General features: G+C 33.1%; 23 protein-coding genes. 12 read left to right on the top strand and 11 right to left on the bottom strand.

Annotated elements, in window-relative coordinates; translation table 11 throughout:
* Positions 1–83: 83 nt before the first annotated feature.
* Entirely contained in the window at positions 84–671 is a 588-nt protein-coding gene (def, locus tag O6P34_RS09315) for a peptide deformylase (protein ID WP_269684233.1), read from the bottom strand.
* Between the two features lie 187 nt (positions 672–858).
* Here def and O6P34_RS09310 point away from each other — a divergent pair, with 187 nt between their 5' ends.
* A complete protein-coding gene (locus O6P34_RS09310; RefSeq protein WP_269684232.1) occupies positions 859–3,072 on the top strand; it encodes an FUSC family protein in 2,214 nt (737 codons plus the stop codon).
* 64 nt (positions 3,073–3,136) lie between these two features.
* Here O6P34_RS09310 and O6P34_RS09305 read toward each other — a convergent pair whose 3' ends face one another.
* Both O6P34_RS09305 and ruvX read right to left on the bottom strand, forming a co-directional pair.
* The gene (locus O6P34_RS09305) at positions 3,137–4,633 is read right to left on the bottom strand and encodes a malate:quinone oxidoreductase (protein WP_269684231.1); all 1,497 of its coding nucleotides are present in this window, start codon (positions 4,631–4,633) and stop codon (positions 3,137–3,139) included.
* A gap of 120 nt (positions 4,634–4,753) precedes the next feature.
* A complete protein-coding gene (gene ruvX, locus O6P34_RS09300; protein WP_269684230.1) occupies positions 4,754–5,170 on the bottom strand; it encodes a Holliday junction resolvase RuvX in 417 nt (138 codons plus the stop codon).
* A gap of 203 nt (positions 5,171–5,373) precedes the next feature.
* Here ruvX and O6P34_RS09295 point away from each other — a divergent pair, with 203 nt between their 5' ends.
* Together O6P34_RS09295 and O6P34_RS14930 are read left to right on the top strand one after the other, a co-directional pair.
* The gene (locus O6P34_RS09295) at positions 5,374–6,189 is read left to right on the top strand and encodes a 2,3,4,5-tetrahydropyridine-2,6-dicarboxylate N-succinyltransferase (protein WP_269684229.1); all 816 of its coding nucleotides are present in this window, start codon (positions 5,374–5,376) and stop codon (positions 6,187–6,189) included.
* A gap of 60 nt (positions 6,190–6,249) precedes the next feature.
* A complete protein-coding gene (locus O6P34_RS14930; RefSeq protein WP_349293435.1) occupies positions 6,250–8,118 on the top strand; it encodes a glycosyltransferase family 9 protein in 1,869 nt (622 codons plus the stop codon).
* On the opposite strand, the gene O6P34_RS09280 is transcribed toward O6P34_RS14930, so the two are convergent.
* Positions 8,098–8,862, bottom strand: coding sequence for a lipopolysaccharide kinase InaA family protein (locus O6P34_RS09280; protein ID WP_269684228.1), 765 nt, complete (start codon positions 8,860–8,862; stop codon positions 8,098–8,100). The two genes, O6P34_RS14930 and O6P34_RS09280, sit on opposite strands and share 21 nt — an antisense overlap.
* Before the next feature lie 153 nt (positions 8,863–9,015).
* Between O6P34_RS09280 and O6P34_RS09275 the strand changes: the two genes are divergently transcribed.
* A complete protein-coding gene (locus tag O6P34_RS09275) occupies positions 9,016–10,119 on the top strand; it encodes a glycosyltransferase family 4 protein (protein WP_269684227.1) in 1,104 nt (367 codons plus the stop codon).
* Here O6P34_RS09275 and O6P34_RS09270 read toward each other — a convergent pair.
* Complete coding sequence (locus O6P34_RS09270) at positions 10,101–11,078, bottom strand: WaaS/CpsH family glycosyltransferase (protein WP_269684226.1); 978 nt, start codon at positions 11,076–11,078, stop codon at positions 10,101–10,103. The two genes, O6P34_RS09275 and O6P34_RS09270, sit on opposite strands and share 19 nt — an antisense overlap.
* 69 nt (positions 11,079–11,147) lie before the next feature.
* On the opposite strand from O6P34_RS09270, the gene O6P34_RS09265 reads away from it, so the two are divergent.
* The 4 genes from O6P34_RS09265 (at position 11,148) to O6P34_RS09250 (ending at position 15,107) form a co-directional block, all read left to right on the top strand.
* Positions 11,148–11,708 carry an L-threonylcarbamoyladenylate synthase gene (locus O6P34_RS09265; RefSeq protein ID WP_269684225.1) on the top strand — a complete coding sequence of 187 codons (561 nt, stop codon included), beginning with the start codon at positions 11,148–11,150 and terminating at the stop codon, positions 11,706–11,708.
* Between the two features lie 66 nt (positions 11,709–11,774).
* Positions 11,775–13,208, top strand: a complete 1,434-nt coding sequence (locus O6P34_RS09260; protein WP_269684224.1) for a CCA tRNA nucleotidyltransferase — start codon at positions 11,775–11,777, stop codon at positions 13,206–13,208.
* Positions 13,209–13,260: 52 nt separating this feature from the next.
* Positions 13,261–14,283 (top strand): COX15/CtaA family protein, encoded by a 1,023-nt coding sequence (locus O6P34_RS09255; RefSeq protein WP_269684223.1) that lies wholly within the window; start codon positions 13,261–13,263, stop codon positions 14,281–14,283.
* Positions 14,284–14,333: 50 nt separating this feature from the next.
* Complete coding sequence (locus O6P34_RS09250) at positions 14,334–15,107, top strand: CDP-alcohol phosphatidyltransferase family protein (RefSeq protein ID WP_269684222.1); 774 nt, start codon at positions 14,334–14,336, stop codon at positions 15,105–15,107.
* A gap of 91 nt (positions 15,108–15,198) precedes the next feature.
* Here the strand turns inward: O6P34_RS09250 and O6P34_RS09245 are convergent, their stop codons facing one another.
* From O6P34_RS09245 to O6P34_RS09220, 6 genes are all read right to left on the bottom strand, one after another.
* The gene (locus O6P34_RS09245) at positions 15,199–15,966 is read right to left on the bottom strand and encodes a LytR/AlgR family response regulator transcription factor (protein WP_269684221.1); all 768 of its coding nucleotides are present in this window, start codon (positions 15,964–15,966) and stop codon (positions 15,199–15,201) included.
* Positions 15,967–16,036: 70 nt separating this feature from the next.
* Positions 16,037–16,387 carry a 2TM domain-containing protein gene (locus O6P34_RS09240; RefSeq protein WP_269684220.1) on the bottom strand — a complete coding sequence of 117 codons (351 nt, stop codon included), beginning with the start codon at positions 16,385–16,387 and terminating at the stop codon, positions 16,037–16,039.
* A 17-nt stretch (positions 16,388–16,404) separates the two neighbouring features.
* Positions 16,405–16,710, bottom strand: a complete 306-nt coding sequence (locus tag O6P34_RS09235) for a 2TM domain-containing protein (RefSeq protein WP_269686749.1) — start codon at positions 16,708–16,710, stop codon at positions 16,405–16,407.
* Positions 16,711–16,738: 28 nt separating this feature from the next.
* A complete protein-coding gene (locus O6P34_RS09230) occupies positions 16,739–18,079 on the bottom strand; it encodes a histidine kinase (protein WP_269684219.1) in 1,341 nt (446 codons plus the stop codon).
* A gap of 30 nt (positions 18,080–18,109) precedes the next feature.
* Positions 18,110–18,730: a hypothetical protein gene (locus O6P34_RS09225; protein ID WP_269684218.1), complete on the bottom strand. Its 621-nt coding sequence runs from the start codon at positions 18,728–18,730 to the stop codon at positions 18,110–18,112.
* A gap of 175 nt (positions 18,731–18,905) precedes the next feature.
* Positions 18,906–21,065 carry a TonB-dependent receptor gene (locus O6P34_RS09220; protein ID WP_269684217.1) on the bottom strand — a complete coding sequence of 720 codons (2,160 nt, stop codon included), beginning with the start codon at positions 21,063–21,065 and terminating at the stop codon, positions 18,906–18,908.
* 265 nt (positions 21,066–21,330) lie between these two features.
* On the opposite strand from O6P34_RS09220, the gene O6P34_RS09215 reads away from it, so the two are divergent.
* From O6P34_RS09215 to gloA2, 4 genes are all read left to right on the top strand, one after another.
* Positions 21,331–21,993: a carbonic anhydrase gene (locus O6P34_RS09215; RefSeq protein ID WP_269684216.1), complete on the top strand. Its 663-nt coding sequence runs from the start codon at positions 21,331–21,333 to the stop codon at positions 21,991–21,993.
* 159 nt (positions 21,994–22,152) lie between these two features.
* Positions 22,153–22,710: a sugar O-acetyltransferase gene (locus O6P34_RS09210; protein WP_269684215.1), complete on the top strand. Its 558-nt coding sequence runs from the start codon at positions 22,153–22,155 to the stop codon at positions 22,708–22,710.
* Between the two features lie 39 nt (positions 22,711–22,749).
* Positions 22,750–23,139 carry a hypothetical protein gene (locus O6P34_RS09205; RefSeq protein ID WP_269684214.1) on the top strand — a complete coding sequence of 130 codons (390 nt, stop codon included), beginning with the start codon at positions 22,750–22,752 and terminating at the stop codon, positions 23,137–23,139.
* Between the two features lie 24 nt (positions 23,140–23,163).
* Positions 23,164–23,553, top strand: coding sequence for an SMU1112c/YaeR family gloxylase I-like metalloprotein (gloA2, locus tag O6P34_RS09200; RefSeq protein ID WP_269684213.1), 390 nt, complete (start codon positions 23,164–23,166; stop codon positions 23,551–23,553).
* Positions 23,554–23,643: the final 90 nt, after the last annotated feature.

Below are 23,643 nucleotides of genomic sequence, written 5' to 3'. Positions count from 1 at the left end.
TGTTTACTTATTATTAAGAATTCAATTATTTTTTTCTTTTAAACCCAAAAATCATACCAAGTTGGCCTGATTAAGAATGCATTTTATCTTCCTTTTTTACCAAAAAACTTCATTCTGTACTCTTGGAATGTTTTTCCTTCCAAAATATTTTTTAACTTCTTTTGAATCAGACGTTTCTTAAGAGATGAGATTTTATCGGTAAACAAAATTCCTTCTATATGATCGTATTCATGCTGAATCACTCTGGCAATCAATCCGTCAAAAACTTCGGTTTTCATCACAAAATCTTCCTCGCAATATTCAATTGTGATAGTTGGATTTCTATAAACGTCTTCTCTAACATCAGGAATACTCAAACATCCTTCGTTAAAACTCCATTCTTCTCCCTCTTCTTTAATCATTTTTGCATTGATAAAGGTTCTTTTAAACCCTTTCAATTCTTGTTGTTTAGTCTCTTCTAAATCTTCGTCATCACTAAAAGGTGTGGTGTCGATTACAAATAGACGAACAGCAAGACCAACTTGTGGGGCAGCTAAACCTACTCCATAAGCATTATACATAGTCTCGTACATATTAGCAATTGTTTCTTTTAAATTGGGATGTTCCGGTGAAAGAACTTCTCCAACTTTTCTTAAAACGGGATCGCCATATCCTATAATTGGTAAAATCATTATTCTTATATTAAGTGTTGTCCTCTTTAAATTCAGAGTTTCTCTATCTTTATTTCAGTCCGCAAAAATAGTAAAAAAATGCAACTCAATTATTCCTAATCGAGAATTAAATTTAGTTTTCAAATCAAACTCGTTTATCCCACATACAAATATTACAATTCTTACCTTTGCGAATAATCTTTACTGTATGATTAATCAAATCCATAAATTTACCGAAAGCACTAATTTTACCAATGCTTCAAAAATAACAATAGCAGCTGTTATCCCTGTATTATTGTTCTCTTTTTTCGGAAATTTTCAAATAGGATTTACCATTGCACTTGGCGCTTTTTTCACGTATCCAAGTGATATTCCCAGCAGTCTGAAACATAAAATTAATGGGGTTCTAATTACCGCTTTATTAGTTTCCGGAACTAATTTATTAGTCAATATTGTTTATCCGTATGCTTGGATTTTTTATCCTTTTCTGGCTTTACTTATTTTCTTTCTTTCAATGCTTTCTGTTTATGGTCAGCGGGCAACAATGGTTTCGTTTTCGGCTTTATTGTCGGTTTCATTAGCATTTGCTCATATAAACACCGGTTGGGCGATGATTCAACATGCGGTATTGATACTCATTGGCGGAGTATTTTACCTTCTTATTTCATTACTTTTTCATTATGTAAAACCTTTTCGCTATGCCGAGTTACAAACGATAACCTGCATCCAATTAACAGCAAAATATTTGAAACTAAGAGGAAATCTCTGGTCGCCAGATGCTGATAGGAAAGCGATTATTGAGAAACAATTACACCTTCAGGTTGAACTTAATACCATCCATCAAAACATACGGGAAGTACTAATTAGCAATCATGCTAATTCCAGTTCTTCCAATCAAAACCGAAAGTTACTTATCGTTTTTATTTCATTGGTAGAAATATTAGAACTGGCACTGTCAACTGCATTTGATCACAATAAATTGCATTTAAAATTCAGCAATCATCCAAATGTTTTAAATACCTACCAGAACTTAGCCTATAATCTTGCGAGTAGCTTAAAACAATTGTCTAAAAGTGTAAAAAGCAAACACAAATACATCCCAAAACACAATCTGATTAAAGATTTGAATGCTTTGGAACTGGCCATAATTGATTATGAAAATGATTTAGGAAAAGTAACCGCCTCCGAAGGCGTTTTCATGCTGACAACCATGTTACAATATGCGGAAAAACAAGTCGAAAAAATCAAAATTGTAGAACGGGCTTTTTCTTTTACACAACATTCGAGTGATTTTAAAGGAAAAGATAAAGATTTAGAAAAATTCATTACACCACAATATTATCTCTGGAGCACTTTAATGGAAAATTTAAGTTTTTCATCGACGCTTTTCAGGCATTCGCTAAGGCTGACCGTCACTATTATGATAGGCTTCTTTATAGGGAAAATACTTCCTTTTCAAAACGTATATTGGATTTTGATGACCATTGTTGTGATTATGCGTCCTGGTTACGGACTGACAAAAAACCGCTCTTTCGAACGTATTTTCGGAACTATTCTAGGAGGATTAATCGCGTTTGGCATCTTATTTCTGATACATAATAGCATTGCCATCAGTATTTTTGCAATTCTTTCTATGCTTTTAGGATTTTCATTTACTCAAACCAATTATAAAATCAGCGCCACTTTTGTAACTATGTATATCGTTTTTATTTACGGAATACTTACTCCAAATATTGGTGCTGTAATTCAATATCGAATTTTAGATACTTTGGCTGGTGCAATTTTGGCTTTTTTGGCCAATCATTTTCTGTGGCCTTCTTGGGAATTCTTGAATATCCCCGTTTATTTGAAGAAATCAATACAAGCAAATCAGAATTACTTAAAAGAAATTTCTCTTTTTTACAATAATAAAGGAACTGTTTCTACAGCGTATCGATTAGCCCGAAAAAATGCTTTTATCGAAATTGGGAATCTAATGGCTTCGTTCCAAAGAATGGTACAAGAACCCAAATCGAAACAAAAACAACTGCCTTTGGTTTATAAATTGGCTGTGCTTAATCACACCTTATTATCCTCTTCCGCATCGTTAGGAACTTATATTCAATCGCATAAAACGACAAGTGCTTCCGAAGCGTTTAATGTAGTGGTTGATACCGTGATTAAAAATCTGGATGATGCAATATCTCTTTTAAAAGAAACACCTTTGGATTTAAACAATACGATTACAAAAAATGATTTGGCGCTTCGTTTTACCGAATTAAAAAACATTCGAAGCAGAGAGTTAAAAGAAGGAAATCCAATCGATGAAGACGCATATTTACAAAAAATGCAAGAAGCGCAATTGGTCATTGAACAATTAATCTGGCTTACTAATTTATCGGAAAATATTGTAAAAAATACGCAATTATTAATGCACATTTAAATCAAAAAAGGTGCTGCAATTAGAATAAAATCTAAAATACAACACCTTAATCTTCATTAACAATCTAATTATTCAGTTTTAGGATTTCTCCGGTATTTTTTCTGATTTCATCTAATAAAATCGGATTGTCATTTAACATTTGTCCAAAAGACGGAATCATCATTTTCAATTTTTCTTGCCATTCCGGAGAATTAAATTGCTCTGGAAAACATTTGCTTACTAACTCAACCATAATTGAAACCGCGGTTGAAGCTCCAGGAGAGGCTCCAAGTAAAACAGCCAAAGTTCCATCATTTGTATTGATAATTTCTGTTCCAAACTCTAATTTTCCAATTAGCTCTTCGTCTTTTTTAATCACTTGAACCCGCTGCCCGGCTCTTTCCAGTTTCCAATCTTTGGTTCTGGCATTAGGAACATATTCGCGCAAAGCGTTCATTCTATCCTTTGGAGATTGACGAACTTGCTCGATTAAATATTTAGTAAGCGGGATGTTTTTATACCCGGCAACAATCATCGGGATTACATTGTCTGGTTTTATGGACAGCGGCAAATCCGAATACTTCCCGTTTTTTAGGAATCGAGTTGAAAATCCTGCAAACGGTCCAAAAAGCAATGCTTTTTCGCCATCAATCATACGGGAATCTACATGAGGAACAGACATTGGCGGAGCACCTACACTAGCTTTACCATAAACTTTTGCTTGGTGTTTTGCTATTACTTCGGGATTGGTACATTTTAGCCATTGACCGCTAACCGGAAAGCCTCCGTAACCTTTTCCTTCGGGCACATTTGCTTTTTCCAATAATGGTAATGAGCCTCCACCTGCACCTATGAAAACAAATTTGGTGTATACTTTCTTCTTTTGGCCTGAAGCCAAATCGGTAATTTTTATTCTCCAGGATTTGTCATCTCTCTGTTTTAATTTTTTAACTTCATGGCTGTAATGTATAGTCACATTATCCAAGTTGGTTAAATAATCCAGCATATTTCTGGTCAATGTACCAAAATTCACATCGGTACCAATTTTCATTGAAGTTCCGGCTACTTTTTCGTCTGAATTTCTTCCTTCCATTACTAATGGCATCCATTTTTGCAATTCAGAAACATCTGTACTGAAAATCATTTCAGCAAAAAGCGGATTTGATTGCAAAACTTCAAACCTGTTTTTTAGAAAATCAACATTTTTATCTCCCCAAACAAAACTAATATGAGGAATGCTTTTTATAAAATCTTCTGGAGTTGGAAGTTTTCCATCTTTAACCAAATAAGCCCAAAATTGTCTGGAGACTTCAAATTGTTCGGCAATACTGATTGCTTTATTTGGATTTATTGTTCCGTCAGCACTTTCTGGAGTATAATTAAGTTCGCAAAATGCAGAATGACCTGTTCCGGCATTATTCCATGCATCAGAACTTTCTGCTGCGGCACTATCTAATCTTTCAAAAATATCAATTTTTATATCGGGTTGTAATTCTTTTAAAATCACTCCAATTGTGGCGCTCATAATTCCGGCACCAATAAGAACTACTTCTGAATTTAAACGAATGGTTGTATCTGGCATAATAAGAATTTAAAAGCCGCAAATTTACTTCATTTTTTCAAAAAAAATATAACAAACAATTGTTAAAAAGTGGTAATTTAAAAGGAGTTATATCTTACAGATAAAACAATATATAGGATTTTAAAACATTTTTCGAGTCAAATAATCCTGTAACATTATAGTAGCCGAAATTTCGTCAATAAGTCCTTTATTCTGGCGTTGCTTTTTGCTCAAACCACTATCAATCATAGTCTGAAAAGCCATTTTTGAAGTAAACCGTTCATCGACACGAATAACTTTCATCTCCGGAAAATGATTGGTAAAATGAGTGACAAATCCTTTAATAACAGAAGCACTTTCTGAAGGCTGCCCGTTCATTTGTTTAGGCTCACCAATTAGAACTGCTTCTACTTTTTCTTTGGCAAAATAATCCTTTAAAAAAGCAATGGCAGTCTGTGAAGGAATGGTGGTCAAGCCCGAAGCGATAATTTGCATTTCATCGGTAACAGCAATTCCGGTGCGTTTTTGTCCGTAATCTATGGCGAGAATTCTTGGCATTTTTTTAGTTATTATTGGACAAAGATAAGTAAAGAAAAAATGCTATCCACATCAAGAATCAATTACTGATTCGTGAAGATTTCTTTTAAACATTATTCCCTTTTTTTGATTTTTTAAACAAAAACAAGAAATCTGTTAGTATTATATAAACAGCGTTTGTTTTAAAAAAAATCGAATTATATTTGTGGAAAATTATCAAAAACATGAATCCATTACAAACAATTATAGAACAAGCCTGGGAAAACAGAGCTTTGTTACAAGAAACTACAACAACAGATGCTATTAGAGCAGTTATCGAATTATTAGACACCGGAAAATTACGTGTTGCGGAACCAGTTGGTGACGGATGGCAAGTAAACGAATGGGTTAAAAAAGCGGTGGTGATGTACTTCCCTATTCAAAAAATGGAAACATTAGAATCTGGAATTTTCGAATATCATGACAAAATGTTATTGAAAAGAGGTTATGCCGAAAAAGGAATTCGTGTAGTTCCTAATGCTGTAGCACGCTACGGAGCTTATATTTCAAGTGGTGTTATTTTGATGCCAAGTTATGTAAATATTGGGGCCTATGTTGACGAAGGAACGATGGTTGATACTTGGGCTACAGTAGGAAGTTGTGCTCAAATTGGTAAAAACGTACACTTAAGTGGCGGTGTTGGTATTGGTGGAGTTCTTGAACCATTACAAGCAGCTCCAGTTATTATTGAAGACGGAGCATTTGTAGGCTCTCGTTGTATTGTTGTAGAAGGAGTTCACGTGGGGAAAGAAGCGGTTTTAGGCGCAAACGTTTGTTTGACTGCCTCAACAAAAATCATTGATGTAACCGGTGACGAACCTGTTGAAATGAAAGGTTATGTTCCTGCCCGTTCTGTAGTGATTCCTGGAAGTTATACTAAAAAGTTTGCTGCTGGTGAATTTCAAGTTCCTTGCGCTTTAATCATTGGAACCCGTAAGCCTTCAACAGATTTAAAAACCTCTTTGAATAATGCTTTACGCGAATATGACGTAGCAGTTTAATATTCTTATAATAAAAAAATATTGTATATTCCTCCCTTCAACGGGAGGTTTTTTTATGTTATGAAAATACTGGTTATACAACAAAAAATGATTGGCGATGTTTTGATAAGCAGCATTATATGCAACAATTTGCGCATGGCTTATCCCGAAGCTCAAATTGATTATTTGGTTTATGAGTCTACAACGCCCGTTTTAGAAGGAAATCCAAGTATTGACAACATCATTCTCTTTCAGGAAAAACATCGCAAAAGCAAAAAAGAATTTTTCAACTTAGCCCTTCAAATTCGAGCTAATGAATACGATTTACTTATTGATGCGTATTCGAAATTAGAAAGTTGGCTCATCGTTTTATTAAGTGGTGCCAAAAGAAAAATATCATACCAGAAGAAAGGCCGCACTTTTTTATATACGGACAATGTTCCTTTTGCCGCTTTTCCAAAAACGAATCTAGGTTTAGCAATTGAAAGAAGACTTTCGTTATTAGAACCTTTAGATTTACCTATTGAGATTGACCCATTACCCAAATTATTTGTAACCGAAAAAGAAAATCAAGAAGCGTTAGATTTTTTTGAGCAGCATAAAGTAAAAAAAGACAGAAAAACAGTCTTAATAAGCCTTTTGGGAAGTGAAAAACTAAAGACTTATCCTCTGGAATATATGGCAAAAGTAGTTGATACAATAGCCGATAATCAAGATGTGAATATTCTTTTTAATTATTTTCCAAAGCAAATTGAGGATGCTAAAATTATTTTTAATGCCTGTAAAACGTCTACAAAAGAAAAAATCTATTTTGACTTATTAGCCAAAGATTTAAGAGGATTTATTGCCATTATGAATCAATGTGATTTGATTATTGGTAATGATGGTGGTGCTATAAATATGGCAAAAGCATTAGAAAAACCTTCTTTTATTATTTTTTCGCCTTGGATAGAAAAGAAAATCTGGGCTACTTTTGAAGACGGAATACAACACATGTCTGTGCATTTGAATGATTTTAAGCCTCAATTATTTCATTCGAAAACAGAAAAGGAACTCAAGAAACAAGCGCTTTCTTTATACCAAGAATTTACACCTGATTTGTTTGAGGATAAGATTGAACATTTTTTAAACCAAAATCTAAACAATACCGAAAAACCAAATATTACTGTTCATCAAAATAAAGTGCCTATAAGCGCTTTAATCATCACGTATAATGAAGAACAAAATATCAAATCTGTAATCAAGGATTTAGATTTTGCAGAGGAGATTGTGGTAATTGATTCTTTTAGTACTGACCAAACCACAGCCATTGCTTCTTCACATAAAAATGTGAAAGTAGTTCAACATGCTTTCGAAAATTATGCTGCACAGCGGAACTTTGCAATAAGTTTAGCCAAAAACAATTGGATTCTTTTTCTGGATGCTGACGAAAGAATCAGCACTGAACTTAGGGACGAAATCATTGAAACTGTTGCTCAAAAAGAAGGTCCATCAGCCTATTTTTTCGACAGGACCTTTATGTTCAAAAACAAAAAGCTACACTTTAGTGGCTGGCAAACCGATAAAATATTCAGGCTTTTTCAAAAAGACAAAGCACATTATGCTACACAAAAGATTGTGCATGAAAAACTAATTGTAAAAGGAACAATCGGGAAATTAAAAAACAAACTCATTCATTTTTCGTATAAAGACTATTGCAGCTACAAACAAAAAATGATTCTTTATGGGAAATTAAAAGCCGAAGAGGAATTGAATAAGGGAACGCAACCTAATTTTTTCCATTTTTACATTCGTCCGTTGTATCAATTTTTATATCAATACTTGGTGAGACTCGGAATCCTTGATGGCAAAAAAGGAATTATTATTTGTTATCTGAACGCTTTGAGTGTTTTTGTTCGCTTTCAGGAATTAAAAAAAATAAAATCGAATTTAAGATTTCCAGAATTTTAATTGCTTTTTTAATCGTTGTTTTTTGGCAAATTTTTCTTGAAATTCAGTTGTAGCCTGCCACATTTTTTCGAAAATTACACTACTCGATTGTGCATAATATTTTGCATATTCATCGCTCATGACAGCAATCATTTCTTTCTTTGGCGTAAGCCTGCTTAGGTTTTTCATTCTCGAATCAAAATCCATTTTATCATGAAAATTCATTCGGTTCAAATCTACTAAATAGAAATTATATTGTGTGTCAGCTGTCTTTTTTATCAAAGTATTTCCTGGAGAATGATCTAAAAATTCAATTCCTTTTTCATGTAAATCGAAAGAAAATTTAGTGAACTGTCTTAAAATATTTTCATGATCCGGATAATTCGGAATTTCTACTAATTCTCTAAAAGTCAACTCAGTTTCAAGATGTTCACTTGCATAATAACTGTCTTTTAAACCCAACCAACTGTAATTTTCAAGATAAGCAACGGGTTGTGGCGTACCAATTCCTTTCTCTAACAAAGTCGTGGCATATTCAAAAGAACGTTTGGCTTTAGACTTTCGGAAATATTTGTAGGCAATTTTATTGATTAGATTTGGGATTTTGAAGGATTTGATATTTATCATTTTCCCTTCTAATTCAAAAAGTTTTATTTTATTTCTTTGTCCGTCACCAAAGAGTTTACCGGAAGAATTGAAATTAGTAATGTAATTTCTTAATTCGATTTCCTTTGATTTAAATTCCTTATTAATGACTACTGACATGTGCTGTAAACTAAATATTTCTAAGGGTCAAAAATAACCAAATGCTTTTTTAGACTTGTAATAAATCACATAATTTTATTAAAAATAGTATTAAAGGTATATTTTTGTCGGGCTTTTCAGGATTTAATTACAAAAAGAAACACTTTTAAAACAATGAAGATATTAAATATCACATCGATAACGGAATTGCGAGGCGGTGACGCTCAGATGTATACCGTTTATAATCTTCTAAAAGACAAAAGTGATTTGAAACAATATATCTTATGTCCTGAAGATTCTGTACTTGCCGGAATTTGTAAAAAAGATAATGCCCAATTCTTTACTTATAAAAAGAATAAACTGAAGCTCATCAATCTCGTTATTGCTATTGTGAAAATTTGCAGGAAAGAATCAATTTCTGTCATTCATATTCATGATTCTACCGCATTAAATGCCGGATTACTTGCAATGAAATTTTTAAACAAAAAAACTTCATTAATTTTAAGTCGAAAAAGAAACAATAGAATAAAGAATAAATTTTTGAACAGATACAAATATTCACATCCGAGTATCAAGAAAATTGTTTGTGTTTCTAAAGCTGTTGAAGCAATTTTCGAAAATATTATCCCTGACAAAGAACGTTTATTAACGATTTATGATGCAATTGATGTTTCGAAATTTAAGGATAAAAAATCTCAAAACCTGCTGCACCAAGAATTTAATTTTTCGCCAGAAACCCTTATTGTTGGTAATATCGCCGGACTGACCCATCAAAAAGACATCTATACTTTTATCGCTGCCGCAAAAAAAATTAAAGACAAAAACAAGACTAATCTGCCTATAAAATTTGTTCTTATTGGCGACGGTCCTTTAAAAAATGATTTGGTTACTTATACCAAATCACTTGATTTAGAACATGATGTTTTTTTCACCGGTTTCAGAAATAATGTAACCGATTTACTTCCTGAATTTGATGTTTTCCTGATTACTTCAATTACCGAAGGATTACCTTTGACGGTTTATGAAGCATTTGCCTGCAAAGTTCCTGTTGTTGCCACAAAAGCGGGAGGAATTCCCGAAGTAGTATTAAACCGGGAAACTGGTTTTTTGACTGAAATCAAAGATTCAGAAGCCCTTTCTGAATATGTTTTAGAAATACTAACAAACGCCGATTTACAAGAAAAAATCAAAACAAATGCGTTTAATCTGGTTGAAAAAAATCATGATTTGAGTGTAATGGAAGCGAATTATTATCAGTTTTACAAGTCCTTAATTTGATTGCATTCAATATTAAAAACTTCAAAAATCCAATTTTTTAATTTATACTTATCTATAATTTTTGGATCTATTTCAACGAAATCCGTTTCAAAAAAATCAAGTGGAATTTGATAATTTTCATTGGTAATCACAAAAATATTATTCTCATTATAAAAATCGTACGAAGTAATATCCTGATTATTTGTAATCAATTTTTTCTTGTATCCGAGCGCTTCAAAAACACGAAAACTCAATCCGTATTGATTCTCTTTTTGCAAATCAATCATCACTAAACTACTGGATATAATTTCTTTAACCTCATTTATAGGTAAATATTTAGTACAAATTTCAATCGTATCATGATTACAACATTTATTCTTTTTTACGATAAAACGAAAAGAGATTTGTGCTTCTGATAAATAATTCGCTAATTTTTCTAAGAATGGAAATCGGCTATCAAATGAAGAAATATTAAAAGCAGTATTTGTTATCTGATTTTTTTCTATTTCATCATCAAAGATATAATTAGTCAAAAAGCGAAAATTGTATTTCTCAACATCTCTTTTATCATAACTAAATATGGTATCAAAATAGGAAAGTATTTTTTTTTGATTTTTAAAGTTTTCAATTCCATCAAATAAAAAACAATCCATTTTAACGGTACTTTTTTTCAAAAAAACCAAAGCCTCTTTTTGAAGTTTATCCGGACGAATAACCAATATTTGATCAAATAATGGCTTCTTTCGAAATGCTTTTTTTATGAATTCTGTTCTGTTTTTTTCTTTTAAACCTGGAAATAAAAATAGTTTTAGAAAAAAATTGGCAATTCTGGAACCTTTATTTTTATAGCTAAAAGGAATCGCATCGATGTTAATATAAGTCAAATCAACATCTTCATTCAAATTAAGTTTGTCTACCAAAAAATCAATATAGCCAAAAGAATGAGTAGTTAGAATTGCAATCGCTTTTGTTTTTCTCATTATTGCTATCTTTGTAAAATAATTAATCTTCACAAAAATAGAAAGTTATTTATTAAAACCTAAAATATAATGAACCAAGAAATCCATAATGCCTACGAAGTAATCAAAAACGGCGGCATCATTCTATATCCCACTGATACTGTTTGGGGAATTGGCTGTGATGCTACTAATCCTGAGGCTGTGGCCAAAATCTATAAACTCAAACAAAGAGCGGAAACCCAAAGCATGATTGTTTTGATGAATGGCGAAAAAATGATGTACAATGTTTTCAAAGACATCCCGGAAGTAGCTTGGCAAATCATGGATTTATCCGAAAACCCAACTACTTTAATCTTAGACAAGCCCAGAAATGTAGCGCCAAATTTAATAGCGGCGGATAATACTTTAGGAATACGCATTGTTAAGGAACCGTTTTGCTTTAAATTATTAGAACGCATGAAAAAACCATTGGTTTCTACCTCAGCAAATATCTCTGGACAACCTACTCCTATTGCCTTCAAAGATATTAGTCCGGAAATTATAAAAGGTGTAGACTATGTTGTAAATTTGCATCGCGAAAAAATTGGTGGAAAACCATCAACGATCATTAAGTTGACTAATGATTCTCAGGTAAAAGTGATTCGTAAATAGTTTCAGCATTCAGTTTTCAGTTTTCAGTTTAGCAACTTTAAGCTTTAAGCTTTAAACATTTTAAAAATGAGTATTAAAACTTCGTATAAAGAAGCCTTACATAATAAAATTTTTGAAGTTATCTCACAAGCTTCACAAGAACTTAACGTAGAAAGCTATGTAATTGGTGGTTTTGTTCGTGATTTACTTTTAAACAGAGATTTCAAAAAAGATATTGATATTGTTGCTGTTGGCAGCGGAATCGAATTAGCATTGAAAGTTTCTCAACTACTTCCCAAAAAACCAAAAGTACAAGTTTTTAAAACTTACGGAACTGCAATGCTGCGTTTTGAAGACACTGAAATTGAGTTTGTTGGCGCCCGAAAAGAATCCTATAATCAGGAAAGCCGCAATCCGGTTGTAGAAAACGGAACACTTGAAGACGACCAAAACCGTCGTGATTTTACCATCAATGCATTGGCACTTTCGCTAAACAAAGATAATTTCGGAATGTTATTAGATCCTTTCAATGGTATACAGGATTTAAAAAACAAAATCATAAAAACACCGCTTGATCCTGATATTACCTATTCTGACGATCCTTTACGCATGTTGAGAGGCATTCGCTTTGCAACACAATTGGGTTTTGAAATCGATGAAAACTCTTTGAATTCGATTACTAAAAATGCGGAACGAATTAAGATTATTTCTGGAGAACGAATTGTAGATGAACTGAACAAAATACTTTCTACCGATAAACCTTCGGTTGGATTTTTACTGTTATTCAAAACCGGACTTTTAGACATTATTCTTCCTGAGTTAACAGCGCTGAATCAAGTAGAAGAAATTGAAGGTCATACACATAAAAATAATTTTTATCACACCTTGGAAGTCGTAGATAATATTTGCCCCAATACAGATGATGTTTGGTTGCGCTGGTCGGCTTTGTTACATGACATTGGAAAAGCTCCTACCAAACGTTTTAATAAAAAACAAGGCTGGACCTTTCATGGACATGAATTTTTGGGCGGAAAAATGGCAAAGAAAATCTTTGAAAGATTGCATATGCCTTTGAACCACAAAATGAAATTTGTGCAAAAAATGGTGATGATGAGTTCGCGACCTATTGTTTTATCTCAAGATACCGTAACGGATAGCGCTGTGCGACGATTAGTTTTTGATGCCGGGGAAGATGTAGAAAACTTAATGACTTTGTGTGAGGCGGATATCACTACAAAAAACCCAAATAAATTCAAGAAATACCATAATAATTTTGAAATTGTACGCAAGAAAATTGTCGAAGTTGAAGAGCGAGATCATGTTCGTAATTTTCAACCGCCAATAACCGGGGAAGAAATTATGGAAATATTCCAATTGAAACCATCAAGAGAAATCGGCGTGCTGAAAGAAGCCATCAAAGAAGCTATTTTAGAAGGCGAGATCGCCAACGATTATAATGAAGCTTATGCTTTTATGTTAAAGCGAGCAGAAAGATTAGGATTAAAGATTAACGGTTGTTGAATTACTATTTAAGTGTATTTAAAATATCTTTGCAAAAAATAATGTTTAAATAATGAAAAAAGAGAATAATTACGTTATTACCTGGTTGTTATCCGGTTGTTTATTATTGTTTATGATGGTTGTTGTTGGAGGAATTACACGATTGACCAATTCAGGATTATCAATGACAGATTGGCATTTAGTAACGGATACTTTCCCTCCGCTTTCTGAAGCCAAATGGGAACAAGCTTTTGAAGAATACAAGAAATTTCCCGAATATCAAAAGATTAATATCCACAACGACTTTACGCTCAGCGATTATAAATTCATCTATTTTTGGGAATGGTTCCACCGTTTCATAGGAAGAATAATTGGTTTAGCATTCATCGTTCCCTTTGTATACTTCTTATTCAAAAAACGCCTTTCGACCGAAACTATAAAAAAATGTGTTGTTCTTTTAGGAATGGGCGGTTTTCAAGGATTTTTGGGTTGGTTTATGGTACGAAGCGGTTTAATTGACAATCCGGATGTAAGTCATTTTAGACTTTCATTGCATTTAACATTTGCTTTTATCACTTTTGCTTATACTCTTTGGGTTGCTTTAGATTTAATTTATCCAAATAAAACAACTGTTATACTTCCGTTACAGAAAATCGCGCGTATCGCTCTGGTTTTTTTATTGATACAAATCATCTATGGCGGTTTTGTTGCGGGTTTAAATGCTGGTTTAATTCACAATCATTGGCCTTTAATGAGCGACGGACAGTTTATTCACGAGAGTGTTTTTATCGAACAAAAAACGTTGTTTCTTAATCTTGTCGAAGGAAAAAGCGGCGTGCAGTTTGTACACAGAACCATGGCTTATATTGTAGTTGGACTCATCCTATTGTTATTTTTCAAAAGCAAAAAATATTTACTTTCCTCTTTACAGAAAAAAGGAATCAATACCTTAGTAATTATTGTGTTTTTGCAATTTGGCCTAGGCGTTTTTACTTTGCTTTACAGCGTTCCGCTTTGGTTAGGATTAGCACATCAAATAATGGCTTTCTTTTTACTTTCGGCAATGACGTTCACATTACACCGATTATCTAAATAATAAAATAAATACCAGACTATATTGTCGCATTTCTTTGTTCACTAACTTAAATGTCTAAACTTGCTGCTCAAGATAAATTTTTAGATTTATCCGATTATGGAAGACCCTTCGGAAAATTTTTTGCTAATCAATTAAAAAATACCCGATTTACTCCAATTCATGTTACACTACTTTTTGGACTTTCCGGACTTATAGCGATGTTTTGCATTTTGCAAAATCAGTACTTTTATGCCGCCTTTTTTATTGTTTTAAAATCTGCAATTGATGCCGCCGACGGCGAGTTAGCCAGACTAAAAAACACGCCTTCATATGTAGGGAGATATTTAGACAGCGTATTTGATATTACCCTTAATTTTATGTTTTTGATGGCCATTTGTTACGTATCTAAAACTAGTATCTGGCTCACCCTTTTAGCTTTTATCGGCATACAATTACAAGGAACTTTATACAATTATTACTATGTTATTTTACGAAATAAATCAGTAGGAGGAGATTCGACCAGTAAGATTTTTGAATACAAATCCCCTCGTGCTTTGCCTGGAGAAACTCAAAAATCAGTCGATATTTTGTTTCTGATTTACACCGTTGTTTATGGTACTTTTGACAAAATAATTCACACCTTAGATCAGGATGCTTATAAAGTAAAAACGTTTCCAAATTGGTTTATGACACTACTTTCTATTTACGGACTCGGCTTTCAATTATTAATTATTGCCATCATGCTTCCGCTAAATTTGATAGAATACATTGTTCCGTTTTTTATTGTGTACACCTTAATGATCTTCGTGATTATTGGTATCAGAAAAGTGGTTTTTAAGGTTTAAAATCAGTATAGAAATAATCTATAATGAACAATCAAATAATTATTTATCAGTATTTTAAAACAAATCACTTAAACTTAATTTTTGATTTATTTTACCCAATCCAAGTTTTAAAATCAGCTACTTTTTCTCTGCTTACAATCACTTCATCTTCTTTATAAGAAGGCAAAATAATCTTTAAACGGGAATTACTGTAGACCACAATTTCTTTAATTGCCTTGAGTGGAATGATAAATTTTCGGCTGATGCGATAAAATGCAACTGGATCTAATTCTTGTTCCAAAAGCTCCAAAGTTGTTTCAATCAGATAATTTCTATTGTCAAAAGTGTGTAAATAAGTTCCTTTATTTTCGCTGAAAAAACATTCAATTTCATCGGTTGAAATCACTTTTAAATGTTGTCCTATTTTTACGGTAAAGCGTTTTTTATGATTCTTCTCAAAAGGATTCGAAAGCATTTTTTTAATCTGTTCAAAATCCAAACTTAAGTTTTGAGTTTCATTTTCTTTCTTTGGCAAACGGACTTTAAATTTTGAAACTGCCACTTCTAAATCATCTTCATCAATGGGTTTCAAAAGATAATCTATACTGTTTAATTTGAATGCCCGCAAAGCATATTCGTCATAAGCAGTTGTGAAAATTACAGCGCTTTTAATCTCAATTTTATCAAAAATTTCAAACGATAATCCGTCTGATAATTGAATGTCCAGAAAGATCAAATCCGGATGCTCATTGTTCGAAAACCAATCGATGGCTTCTGCAACAGAATGCAACATCACTCCTACTTTTACATTTAATTTATCCAGTTTTCTTTGTAGCAAACGGGCGGCTGGTTTTTCATCTTCAATTATTATTGTGGTCATGTAATTTGGAATCATTAATTGAATTATTTATTTAAAATTGAATGGGGCAACTTGATTAACGACTAAATTTCTATTCCCATTTTTCACTTTTATCTTTATCCATCAATTCTTGAATTTTCTTTTCTTCCCAGTTTTGACCAAAGAAAATAGCATTACCAAAAACAGATAATCCGTGAGCAGCCAATCCAATTCCCCAAAACAATGCCGTATTCAACGTTTCCCACTGCCAAAAAACCGTATCACCTTCCCATTTATTAAAGCTTGATATCAGAATAAAAGCATTCACAAGAACATAAACCAATGCATGAATGTAAAATCCTTTGATTCTTTTTACTCTTTTATACGCTAATTCATAGCGTTCATCCGGATTAAAACCTTCTGCTTGAAAGCGTTCTAATCGCTGTTTTCTCAATCTTCCCATTGTAATTTATTTTTAAGTTATTGCCAAGAGGACTTTGTTTGTTCCTCTTTTTCCATAAATTCTTTAATTTTTCTTTCTTCCCAATCTTTTCCCAGAAATGGCATGTAATTAAACACTTTAATCCCGTGAAAAACAACCCCAATTCCCCAGCCTAACAATGGCCAAAAGAACCATAAATATTGTGGTGACGTAACCATATTTATAACAAATAAAACACAGTTTACCACTACATACGAGGTCAAATTTCCGTAAAATCCTTTAATCTCTTCTACTCTTTTTTTCGCTTTAAAATAGCGTTCTTCATTTTCAAAGTTATCTCCCATCATGCCTGTTTTACATTTCTATTAAACATTATTTCCAACTTTTTTTAGTGTCTTCTTTACTCAAAATCTCCTGAATCTTTCTTTCTTCCCAGTTCGAACTGTATCCAAATACTTTGAAAGCATGCATCACTAAACCAAAACCCCAACCAGCTGCCGAAAACCAAAACCATTGAAATTGTGGCATATATGTAAGATTTATGAAAATCAAAATTGGAATTACACAACAATACGAAATTAGGTTTCCATAAAACCCTTTCAACTCTTCCACTCTTTTTTTTGCCCTGAAATAAGCGTTATTTGAATTGTAATCTGTACTGGTTTCCATAACCGTAATTTGTTTGGTTAAAATGGGTATTTTAACGGTGAATGTTTGTTCGTTTTGCGCTATCAGCACTTTTCTTTTAGTAATAATTCCGTAGCGATTGATGATATTTTGCAAACCAACACCTTGACGTTCCTGTAATACTTCTTTCTTTTGATAATCATTTTGAATTACTAAATAATCCCCTTCAATTTCAATGCGAATATGCAACGGCCTTTGTTCACTTACCACATTGTGCTTTACTGTGTTTTCTAATAAAAGCTGCAATGAAAGCGGCACAACCTTAGCTTCAGGATTATGAAAAGCAGTTGGTAATTCATAAAACAAGCTGTTTTCGAAACGCATTTTTAGCAAATTCATGTATGTTTTAGCAAAAGAAAGCTCTTCTTCAACAGTAACCAATTCCTTATCTTTTTGTTCCAATACATACCTGTAAATCTTTGATAATGAAGTGGTAAATCGTTGCGCATTTTCAGGATTTTCTTCAATTAAAGAACTCAAAACATTTAAACTGTTAAAAAGAAAATGAGGATCTATTTGATTTTTTAAACTCTCGAACTTAGCATTTGCGGTTCCTGCTATGATTTTTTGCTCCTTGACTTTATTCTCTTGATATCCTTTATAGAGATAAATAAAATGAACAATCAACAACACCACAAAAGTAAAAACAGAAGCCACAATATAATCTGAGGCGCTTTCATTGGCAACAAAAACGGTAAAAGACTGTTTTTTAATTAAAACCGAGATAAAAAGTCTCAACAGAAAAATAACAAATAGTGAAAGAAAAAACGAAGAAATAAAACCAATAAATATTCTCTTTTTTGAAAATCTTTCGTTGACAAAAATTTTATCTAATGAGATAAATAAATAAGTATTGGCGATATGCAACGCAAAACTATAAAGCATTGTATACAAAAACATTAACTTTAAATGTTCATCAAAAGAAACACTTCCTCCGTTCAAAATCTGAATTAGATTAAGCAACCCAAAGATACTTAAGCCAATAAAAAACGCTCTTGGAAATTCTTTTACATAATCATTTTTCATCTTAGGAATTATTTTATTAAAATAGCTAAATTACTTACAGTTTTTCTGTGCTTCTTGCGCTCGTTCTAAACCCCATTTTGGAGAAAAAGGCGTTTCAGGTTTAAAAGTAGCAAAAAGTCCGATAGCTTTTTCGATTTGAGCACACATTGGTTTAGTATCGGTTCCCCAAAATTGGGCTGCACCTATTTCAAATTCGGCTTTCCCAAAAACAACTCTTGGATTTTCAGGCGCAATTACTTGAGCTTTTCCATACAATTCCATCACTTTTCCTGATAATTTTTGTCCGTTAGTCATTGGATCAAAAGCAACCCAAGCCGTATAAATCATTGCTTGCAACACCAAAAGCTCTGCATTATTCTGGTCTTTAACCATTTCTGTATCCAATGCATTTTGCGCTTTGGTCAACAACAGGTTTATTTTATCTTTATCTTTTGTTCCAAAAGCCGAAGTAGTGTTGACTAATGCAACATAATAATTGGGTAACCAACTCGTTTTTTCGGCTGCGGCGATTCTTTCAAATACATCTGAAGCTTCGGTGCTTTTTCCTTCTCCCCATAACTGGAAAGCTTTTCCCATTCCTTGTTCAAACTGTCCTTGTGCGGATAACAAATTGCAAATAAAAAATGCGATTGCGATACTAATTTTTGTCATGATTTCTAGGTTTTAAATGTTAGTTATTTTGATGATTGAAACTTCAAATAATTATACTTCAAAAGTATGTCTGCTTTTCAACTTTTAAAATTTATACTTACTGAACTGTCATTTTTGAGAGATGAATTGTCATTACTGCAGAAAGTTATAAAACCCTCAGTAACTCTGAATAGAATTAAAGATTCTTAAGTTGATTGTCTTTTTTGTCGTTGCTGATAGTCCAAAAGAAACCAACAAAGAAAAAGCGATCCGCAGTAGGCGTAATTGCAGTCCTTTTATAAAAACCTGTCGCATCCGGTTGTTTCGCGTAATCATAGCCAAATACATTTTGACTGCCCAAAACATTAGAAACGGAGAAATACAAAATCTTTTGTGAGGACAACAAATATGCCCAATTAAAACTCAAATTATGGTATGATTTTGTTTTTTCGTTCATAAATTGATTTTCATTCGGATTGTTATAGGGACGTCCTGAACTGTAGGAATTAGTGAATCCGATTTGTGATTTCAAATCCGAAATCCAATATTTAGTGACAACAGATAAACTATGATCGGCGACAAAACTTGGCGTTGTCTGGGCGCTAAAATTTTTATACAGTCGCTCCGTATCGATATACGAATAGGAAACCCAATATTCTAAATTCTGAATTGATTTTCCGTCTCTCCAAAACAAATCCAATCCTTTCGCATAGCCGGAACCGCCATTACTAAAAACAGAATTATATTGAACAGACGGCGTATCATATTGCACTAAATTGCTGTAGTCTTTGTAATATGCTTCGGCTCTAAAGGTTTTTCCTGCTTCATTATATTGAAAATTCACAATGTAATGCGACGCTTTTTCGCTCTCAAACTGATGAAATTTAGCATATTTGATATAATCAACCGACGGCGTTTGTGTAAAATCTCCGTAGGCCAATGAAAACTGACTATTTTTAGCCACTTTGTATGCGAATGAAATTCTTGGAGAAATAGCCGTTTCCCCTAACAAATCATTATTTGAAGCTCTTAAACCTACTTTTGCCGCCAGTTTTTTAGAAAAGAAAACATCAGCTTCAGTATAAAAAGCAGCGATGTTTGAGTTGTATCCACTGGTATTTATTGTTCCTAGATTTTCTTTGAAATTTTCATTGAAATGAGTCGTAAAATAATCAGCTCCAAAGGACAATTTGAATCGATCTGAGAAACTTTTTTTCAATTTTAATTTCAAATGCGCCGCTTTTTCATCATTAGCAACAACATCTGAATCAATATCTATTTTATTTTTACTTAAAGCATAACTCAAACCCGAAGTAATTTGCCAATTGTCTCCAAAAACGCCTTTATAAGAAGTATTAAAATAGAAATTATTGTTGTTTAAATTAACTCTGATTTTTTCTTCTGAATTACTATTTTCTTGATTAATATCAAATTTTGAGGCATCAAAAGCAGCGTATAATTTCAGGATTCCGTTGTTGAAATTGTAGCGATAAACCGTTTCTCCGGACAAAGATTGAAACGGGCTGTTCCAATCTACATTTTGAGGAACTACAGCCTGATACGGAGCTAAATTAAGGTAAGCGGTATTTACACTCAAAGCGCTTTTTTTCCATTTTTGAGTATTACCAACTCCCAAACCAACCGTCATTACAGATACTTCTGTTTTATTTTGATCCGGTTCATCTTGTGTATTCAACAACAAAACACTCGATAAAGCCTCTCCATATTCTGCAGAATATCCACCAGTTGAAAAAGCCATTCCGCTAAATAAAAACGGTGAAAAACGCCCGCGTGTTGGTACATTATTAGTACTGGCACCATACGGCTGCGCTACCCGGATACCATCTACAAATGTTTGAGTTTCATTTGCCTCACCACCACGAACAAACAGCCTTCCGTCTTCCCCTACATTTTGCGTACCCGGCAACGTTTGCAAAGCCGCAATAATATTTCCTGCAGAACCTGCGGTAGTGACTATATCTAATGGTTTCAAAACAGAAACTCTCGCTTTTTCACCAGATTCCAGTGTTCCAGCTGTAACAACAACAGCATCGAGCGCCGTTACACTTTCTTTTAATTTGATTGTTTTATTTTGAAAATCAGCAACCTGTATCTCCATTTTTGAAGTCTCATAAATCAAGAAACTCACTACCAAAATTTGATTCCCGGTTGTCGTCGTACTAAAATTAAAATCTCCTTTTTCGTCACTGGAAGTTCCGTCATAAGTACCTTCTAAATAAATATTGGCTCCTGCAACAGGTTTTCCTTTTTCATCAACCACTTTACCCGAAAGTGTCGCTTGCGAAAAAATGGTAATCGAGTAAAAAAGAACAGCAAGAGTAAAAATAGTCTTCATAATATTTCGGTTTTGATGAAGCAAATATCTTCCACAAAAACATAAACGAGAAAAAGGCATTACCGAACTGTTGAATTTGTAGGATGAATTGTGATTCCCTCATATTTTCTCTTTCATTTGTAAAAAACAAGCACTCTTTTTAACTTTATTCAGACCATTTATAAATATCCTTTTCGGTACAAAAAAAGGGCTATTACTACTGCGCAAAGCCAAGCCAATACGTACAAAATCCTTAAATTTGAACGTAACTAAAACTTTAAAAAAAATGAAACCCTTTTACATTAGCTTTTTGCTTGTTAGCCTTTTTTTATCAAGCTGTAAAGAACAAATTAATGAAGACAACGCTACCAATCCCATTGAAAAACTGGCCAACGGGAACAAACGCTTTTTAGACAACAAACAACTTCATCCGCATCAAAATAAAGATGCTATTTTAAACAACGAAAAAGCCCAACACCCCATTGCAGTCGTAATTACTTGCTCAGACAGTCGCGTAAGTCCCGAAATTGTTTTTGATCAAGGTTTAGGCGATTTATTTGTGGTGCGAAATGCCGGAAACTTAATCTCGGATTTAGATATGGGAAGCATCGAATATGCAGTGGAACATTTAAAAACCAAAGTGATAATTGTGCTTGGGCATACCGAATGTGGTGCTGTAAAAGCTTTTGTCGAAAATGTCACAGCCGAAACTGAAACCAAAAGTTTAAAACACGACCACATCGAAGACATTATTAACACCCTGAAAGCGGAAGATGAAGAGAATAAAGTGCCAAGACCACACAAAGCTCATTTACAAGAATGTGTTATTGCAAATATCAAGCATTCTGCAAACTTAATTTTGAAAAATGAATTCCTAAATCAAAAAGAAATCAAAGTAATTCCGATGTTATATGACATTCATACCGGAAAAGTGGTATCTGTACAATAATTAAAAATCAGTTTAAAAAACCTTCTGTTTGTAAAGAAATAATCGCTTTAAAAACAGAAGTTTTTTTTTAGAATAATAAATTTCTGTTATTTTATTTCAAAAAAGAAAAGGATGCGCTATTTTTACTTTTGAAGCCTTTTACTAAAATGACCTTTTATTATGAATACAGAAAAAGAAAAAATGATTGCGGGAGACTATTATTTGGCAGGCGATCCTGTTTTGGTAAAAGACAGACGAAGGTCGAAAAATTTACTGCATCGATTAAACGTCATTGAATATAGAATTACCAAAAAAGCCCGCGAAATACTCCGAGAATTAATTCCAAATGCCGGACCAAATCTCTATATTGAACCTCCTTTTTTCTGTGATTACGGCTACAATATCAGTTGTGGAGAAAATGTATATTTCAATGTAAATTGTGTTGTTTTAGACTGTGCCAAAGTAACAATAGGTTCTAATGTGTTTTTTGCACCCGGAGTTCAATTATACACAGCAACCCATCCGCTTGATGCTGAACTGAGAAAAACGCTTGAAAATGCGCTACCAATAACCATTGGAAACGACTGCTGGATTGGCGGAAACACTGTGATTTGTCCGGGTATAACCATCGGAAACGGTTGCGTTATCGGGGCTGGTTCTGTGGTGACTAAGGATATTCCAGACAATTCATTGGCTGTAGGAAATCCTGCAAAAGTGATTCGGAAACTAAACGAATAAAACCTTATTTTTGTTTTAAACCCCTAAAAATAATATGCTATGAAAATCTTTAAGGTAATTACATTTTTTGCACTTCTATTTATCGCAAATACTACATCGGCGCAATCTACTTTTGAGAAGTGGCAGTCCATAAAAACATTTCACGAGGTAATTTCGCAAACCTTTCATCCTGCTGAAGAAGGAAATCTAGAACCTATTAAATTGCGTTCTGAGGAAATGGTTCAAAAAGCAACTGCATTATCAACTGCAACAATTCCAACAGAATTCAAAACTGAAGCAATGCTTGAATCCATCAAAAAACTGCAATTGAAAACAAAAAGTTTACACGAAATGATTCTGGCTAAAACTACAAATGCGGAAATAACAAAAACCTTAAACGAAGTGCATGATATTTTTCATGAAATTGTTGGGTTATGCTCCGAAAAATAAAATTACAATTCTAAACGACCAACCATGCTTTCTATAAACAAAGTCCATCATATTGCCATTATTTGTTCCGATTATCAAAAATCAAAGCACTTCTATACTGAAACTTTAGGTTTGACGATTGTTCAAGAAATTTTCAGGGAAGAACGAGAATCCTACAAATTAGATTTGGCACTAAACGGTACTTTTATTGTTGAATTATTCTCGTTCAAAAATGCTCCAAAAAGAGTTTCCGCACCAGAAGCAACCGGACTTAGACATTTAGCTTTTGAAGTAAATAACATTCAGGAAACTAGAAATTATTTTACCTCACAAAACATTAATGCGGAAGAAATCCGAATGGATATTCATACACAGAAAAATTATTTTTTTATTGCCGACCCAGATGATTTACCAATAGAATTTTATGAAAAATAAAAGAATTTTGAATTGTAAAATCTTAAAATTAAGACCAAAACCACAAAAAAGATAAAAAACTCCTTTTTTAATTTCATTTTAAATTTGTTT

The sequence above is a fragment of the Flavobacterium lacustre genome, from assembly GCF_027474525.2.
GTDB lineage: Bacteria > Bacteroidota > Bacteroidia > Flavobacteriales > Flavobacteriaceae > Flavobacterium > Flavobacterium lacustre.
Note: the sequence above shows the minus strand (reverse complement) of the source record. Positions and strands in the feature narration are given on the sequence as shown.

Coding starts and splice junctions, on each gene's coding strand:
- O6P34_RS09225 (WP_269684218.1), bottom strand. CDS start 18,730: ATGACAAAAATTAGTATCGCAATCGCATTTTTTATTTGCAATTTGTTA.
- def (WP_269684233.1), bottom strand. CDS start 671: ATGATTTTACCAATTATAGGATATGGCGATCCCGTTTTAAGAAAAGTT.
- O6P34_RS09280 (WP_269684228.1), bottom strand. CDS start 8,862: ATGTCAGTAGTCATTAATAAGGAATTTAAATCAAAGGAAATCGAATTA.
- gloA2 (WP_269684213.1), top strand. CDS start 23,164: ATGCTTTCTATAAACAAAGTCCATCATATTGCCATTATTTGTTCCGAT.
- O6P34_RS09275 (WP_269684227.1), top strand. CDS start 9,016: ATGAAGATATTAAATATCACATCGATAACGGAATTGCGAGGCGGTGAC.
- O6P34_RS09235 (WP_269686749.1), bottom strand. CDS start 16,710: ATGGGAGATAACTTTGAAAATGAAGAACGCTATTTTAAAGCGAAAAAA.
- O6P34_RS09220 (WP_269684217.1), bottom strand. CDS start 21,065: ATGAAGACTATTTTTACTCTTGCTGTTCTTTTTTACTCGATTACCATT.
- O6P34_RS09310 (WP_269684232.1), top strand. CDS start 859: ATGATTAATCAAATCCATAAATTTACCGAAAGCACTAATTTTACCAAT.
- O6P34_RS09230 (WP_269684219.1), bottom strand. CDS start 18,079: ATGAAAAATGATTATGTAAAAGAATTTCCAAGAGCGTTTTTTATTGGC.
- O6P34_RS09270 (WP_269684226.1), bottom strand. CDS start 11,078: ATGAGAAAAACAAAAGCGATTGCAATTCTAACTACTCATTCTTTTGGC.
- O6P34_RS09250 (WP_269684222.1), top strand. CDS start 14,334: ATGTCTAAACTTGCTGCTCAAGATAAATTTTTAGATTTATCCGATTAT.
- O6P34_RS09265 (WP_269684225.1), top strand. CDS start 11,148: ATGAACCAAGAAATCCATAATGCCTACGAAGTAATCAAAAACGGCGGC.
- O6P34_RS14930 (WP_349293435.1), top strand. CDS start 6,250: ATGAAAATACTGGTTATACAACAAAAAATGATTGGCGATGTTTTGATA.
- O6P34_RS09240 (WP_269684220.1), bottom strand. CDS start 16,387: ATGGGAAGATTGAGAAAACAGCGATTAGAACGCTTTCAAGCAGAAGGT.
- O6P34_RS09215 (WP_269684216.1), top strand. CDS start 21,331: ATGAAACCCTTTTACATTAGCTTTTTGCTTGTTAGCCTTTTTTTATCA.
- ruvX (WP_269684230.1), bottom strand. CDS start 5,170: ATGCCAAGAATTCTCGCCATAGATTACGGACAAAAACGCACCGGAATT.
- O6P34_RS09305 (WP_269684231.1), bottom strand. CDS start 4,633: ATGCCAGATACAACCATTCGTTTAAATTCAGAAGTAGTTCTTATTGGT.
- O6P34_RS09295 (WP_269684229.1), top strand. CDS start 5,374: ATGAATCCATTACAAACAATTATAGAACAAGCCTGGGAAAACAGAGCT.
- O6P34_RS09260 (WP_269684224.1), top strand. CDS start 11,775: ATGAGTATTAAAACTTCGTATAAAGAAGCCTTACATAATAAAATTTTT.
- O6P34_RS09205 (WP_269684214.1), top strand. CDS start 22,750: ATGAAAATCTTTAAGGTAATTACATTTTTTGCACTTCTATTTATCGCA.
- O6P34_RS09210 (WP_269684215.1), top strand. CDS start 22,153: ATGAATACAGAAAAAGAAAAAATGATTGCGGGAGACTATTATTTGGCA.
- O6P34_RS09255 (WP_269684223.1), top strand. CDS start 13,261: ATGAAAAAAGAGAATAATTACGTTATTACCTGGTTGTTATCCGGTTGT.
- O6P34_RS09245 (WP_269684221.1), bottom strand. CDS start 15,966: ATGACCACAATAATAATTGAAGATGAAAAACCAGCCGCCCGTTTGCTA.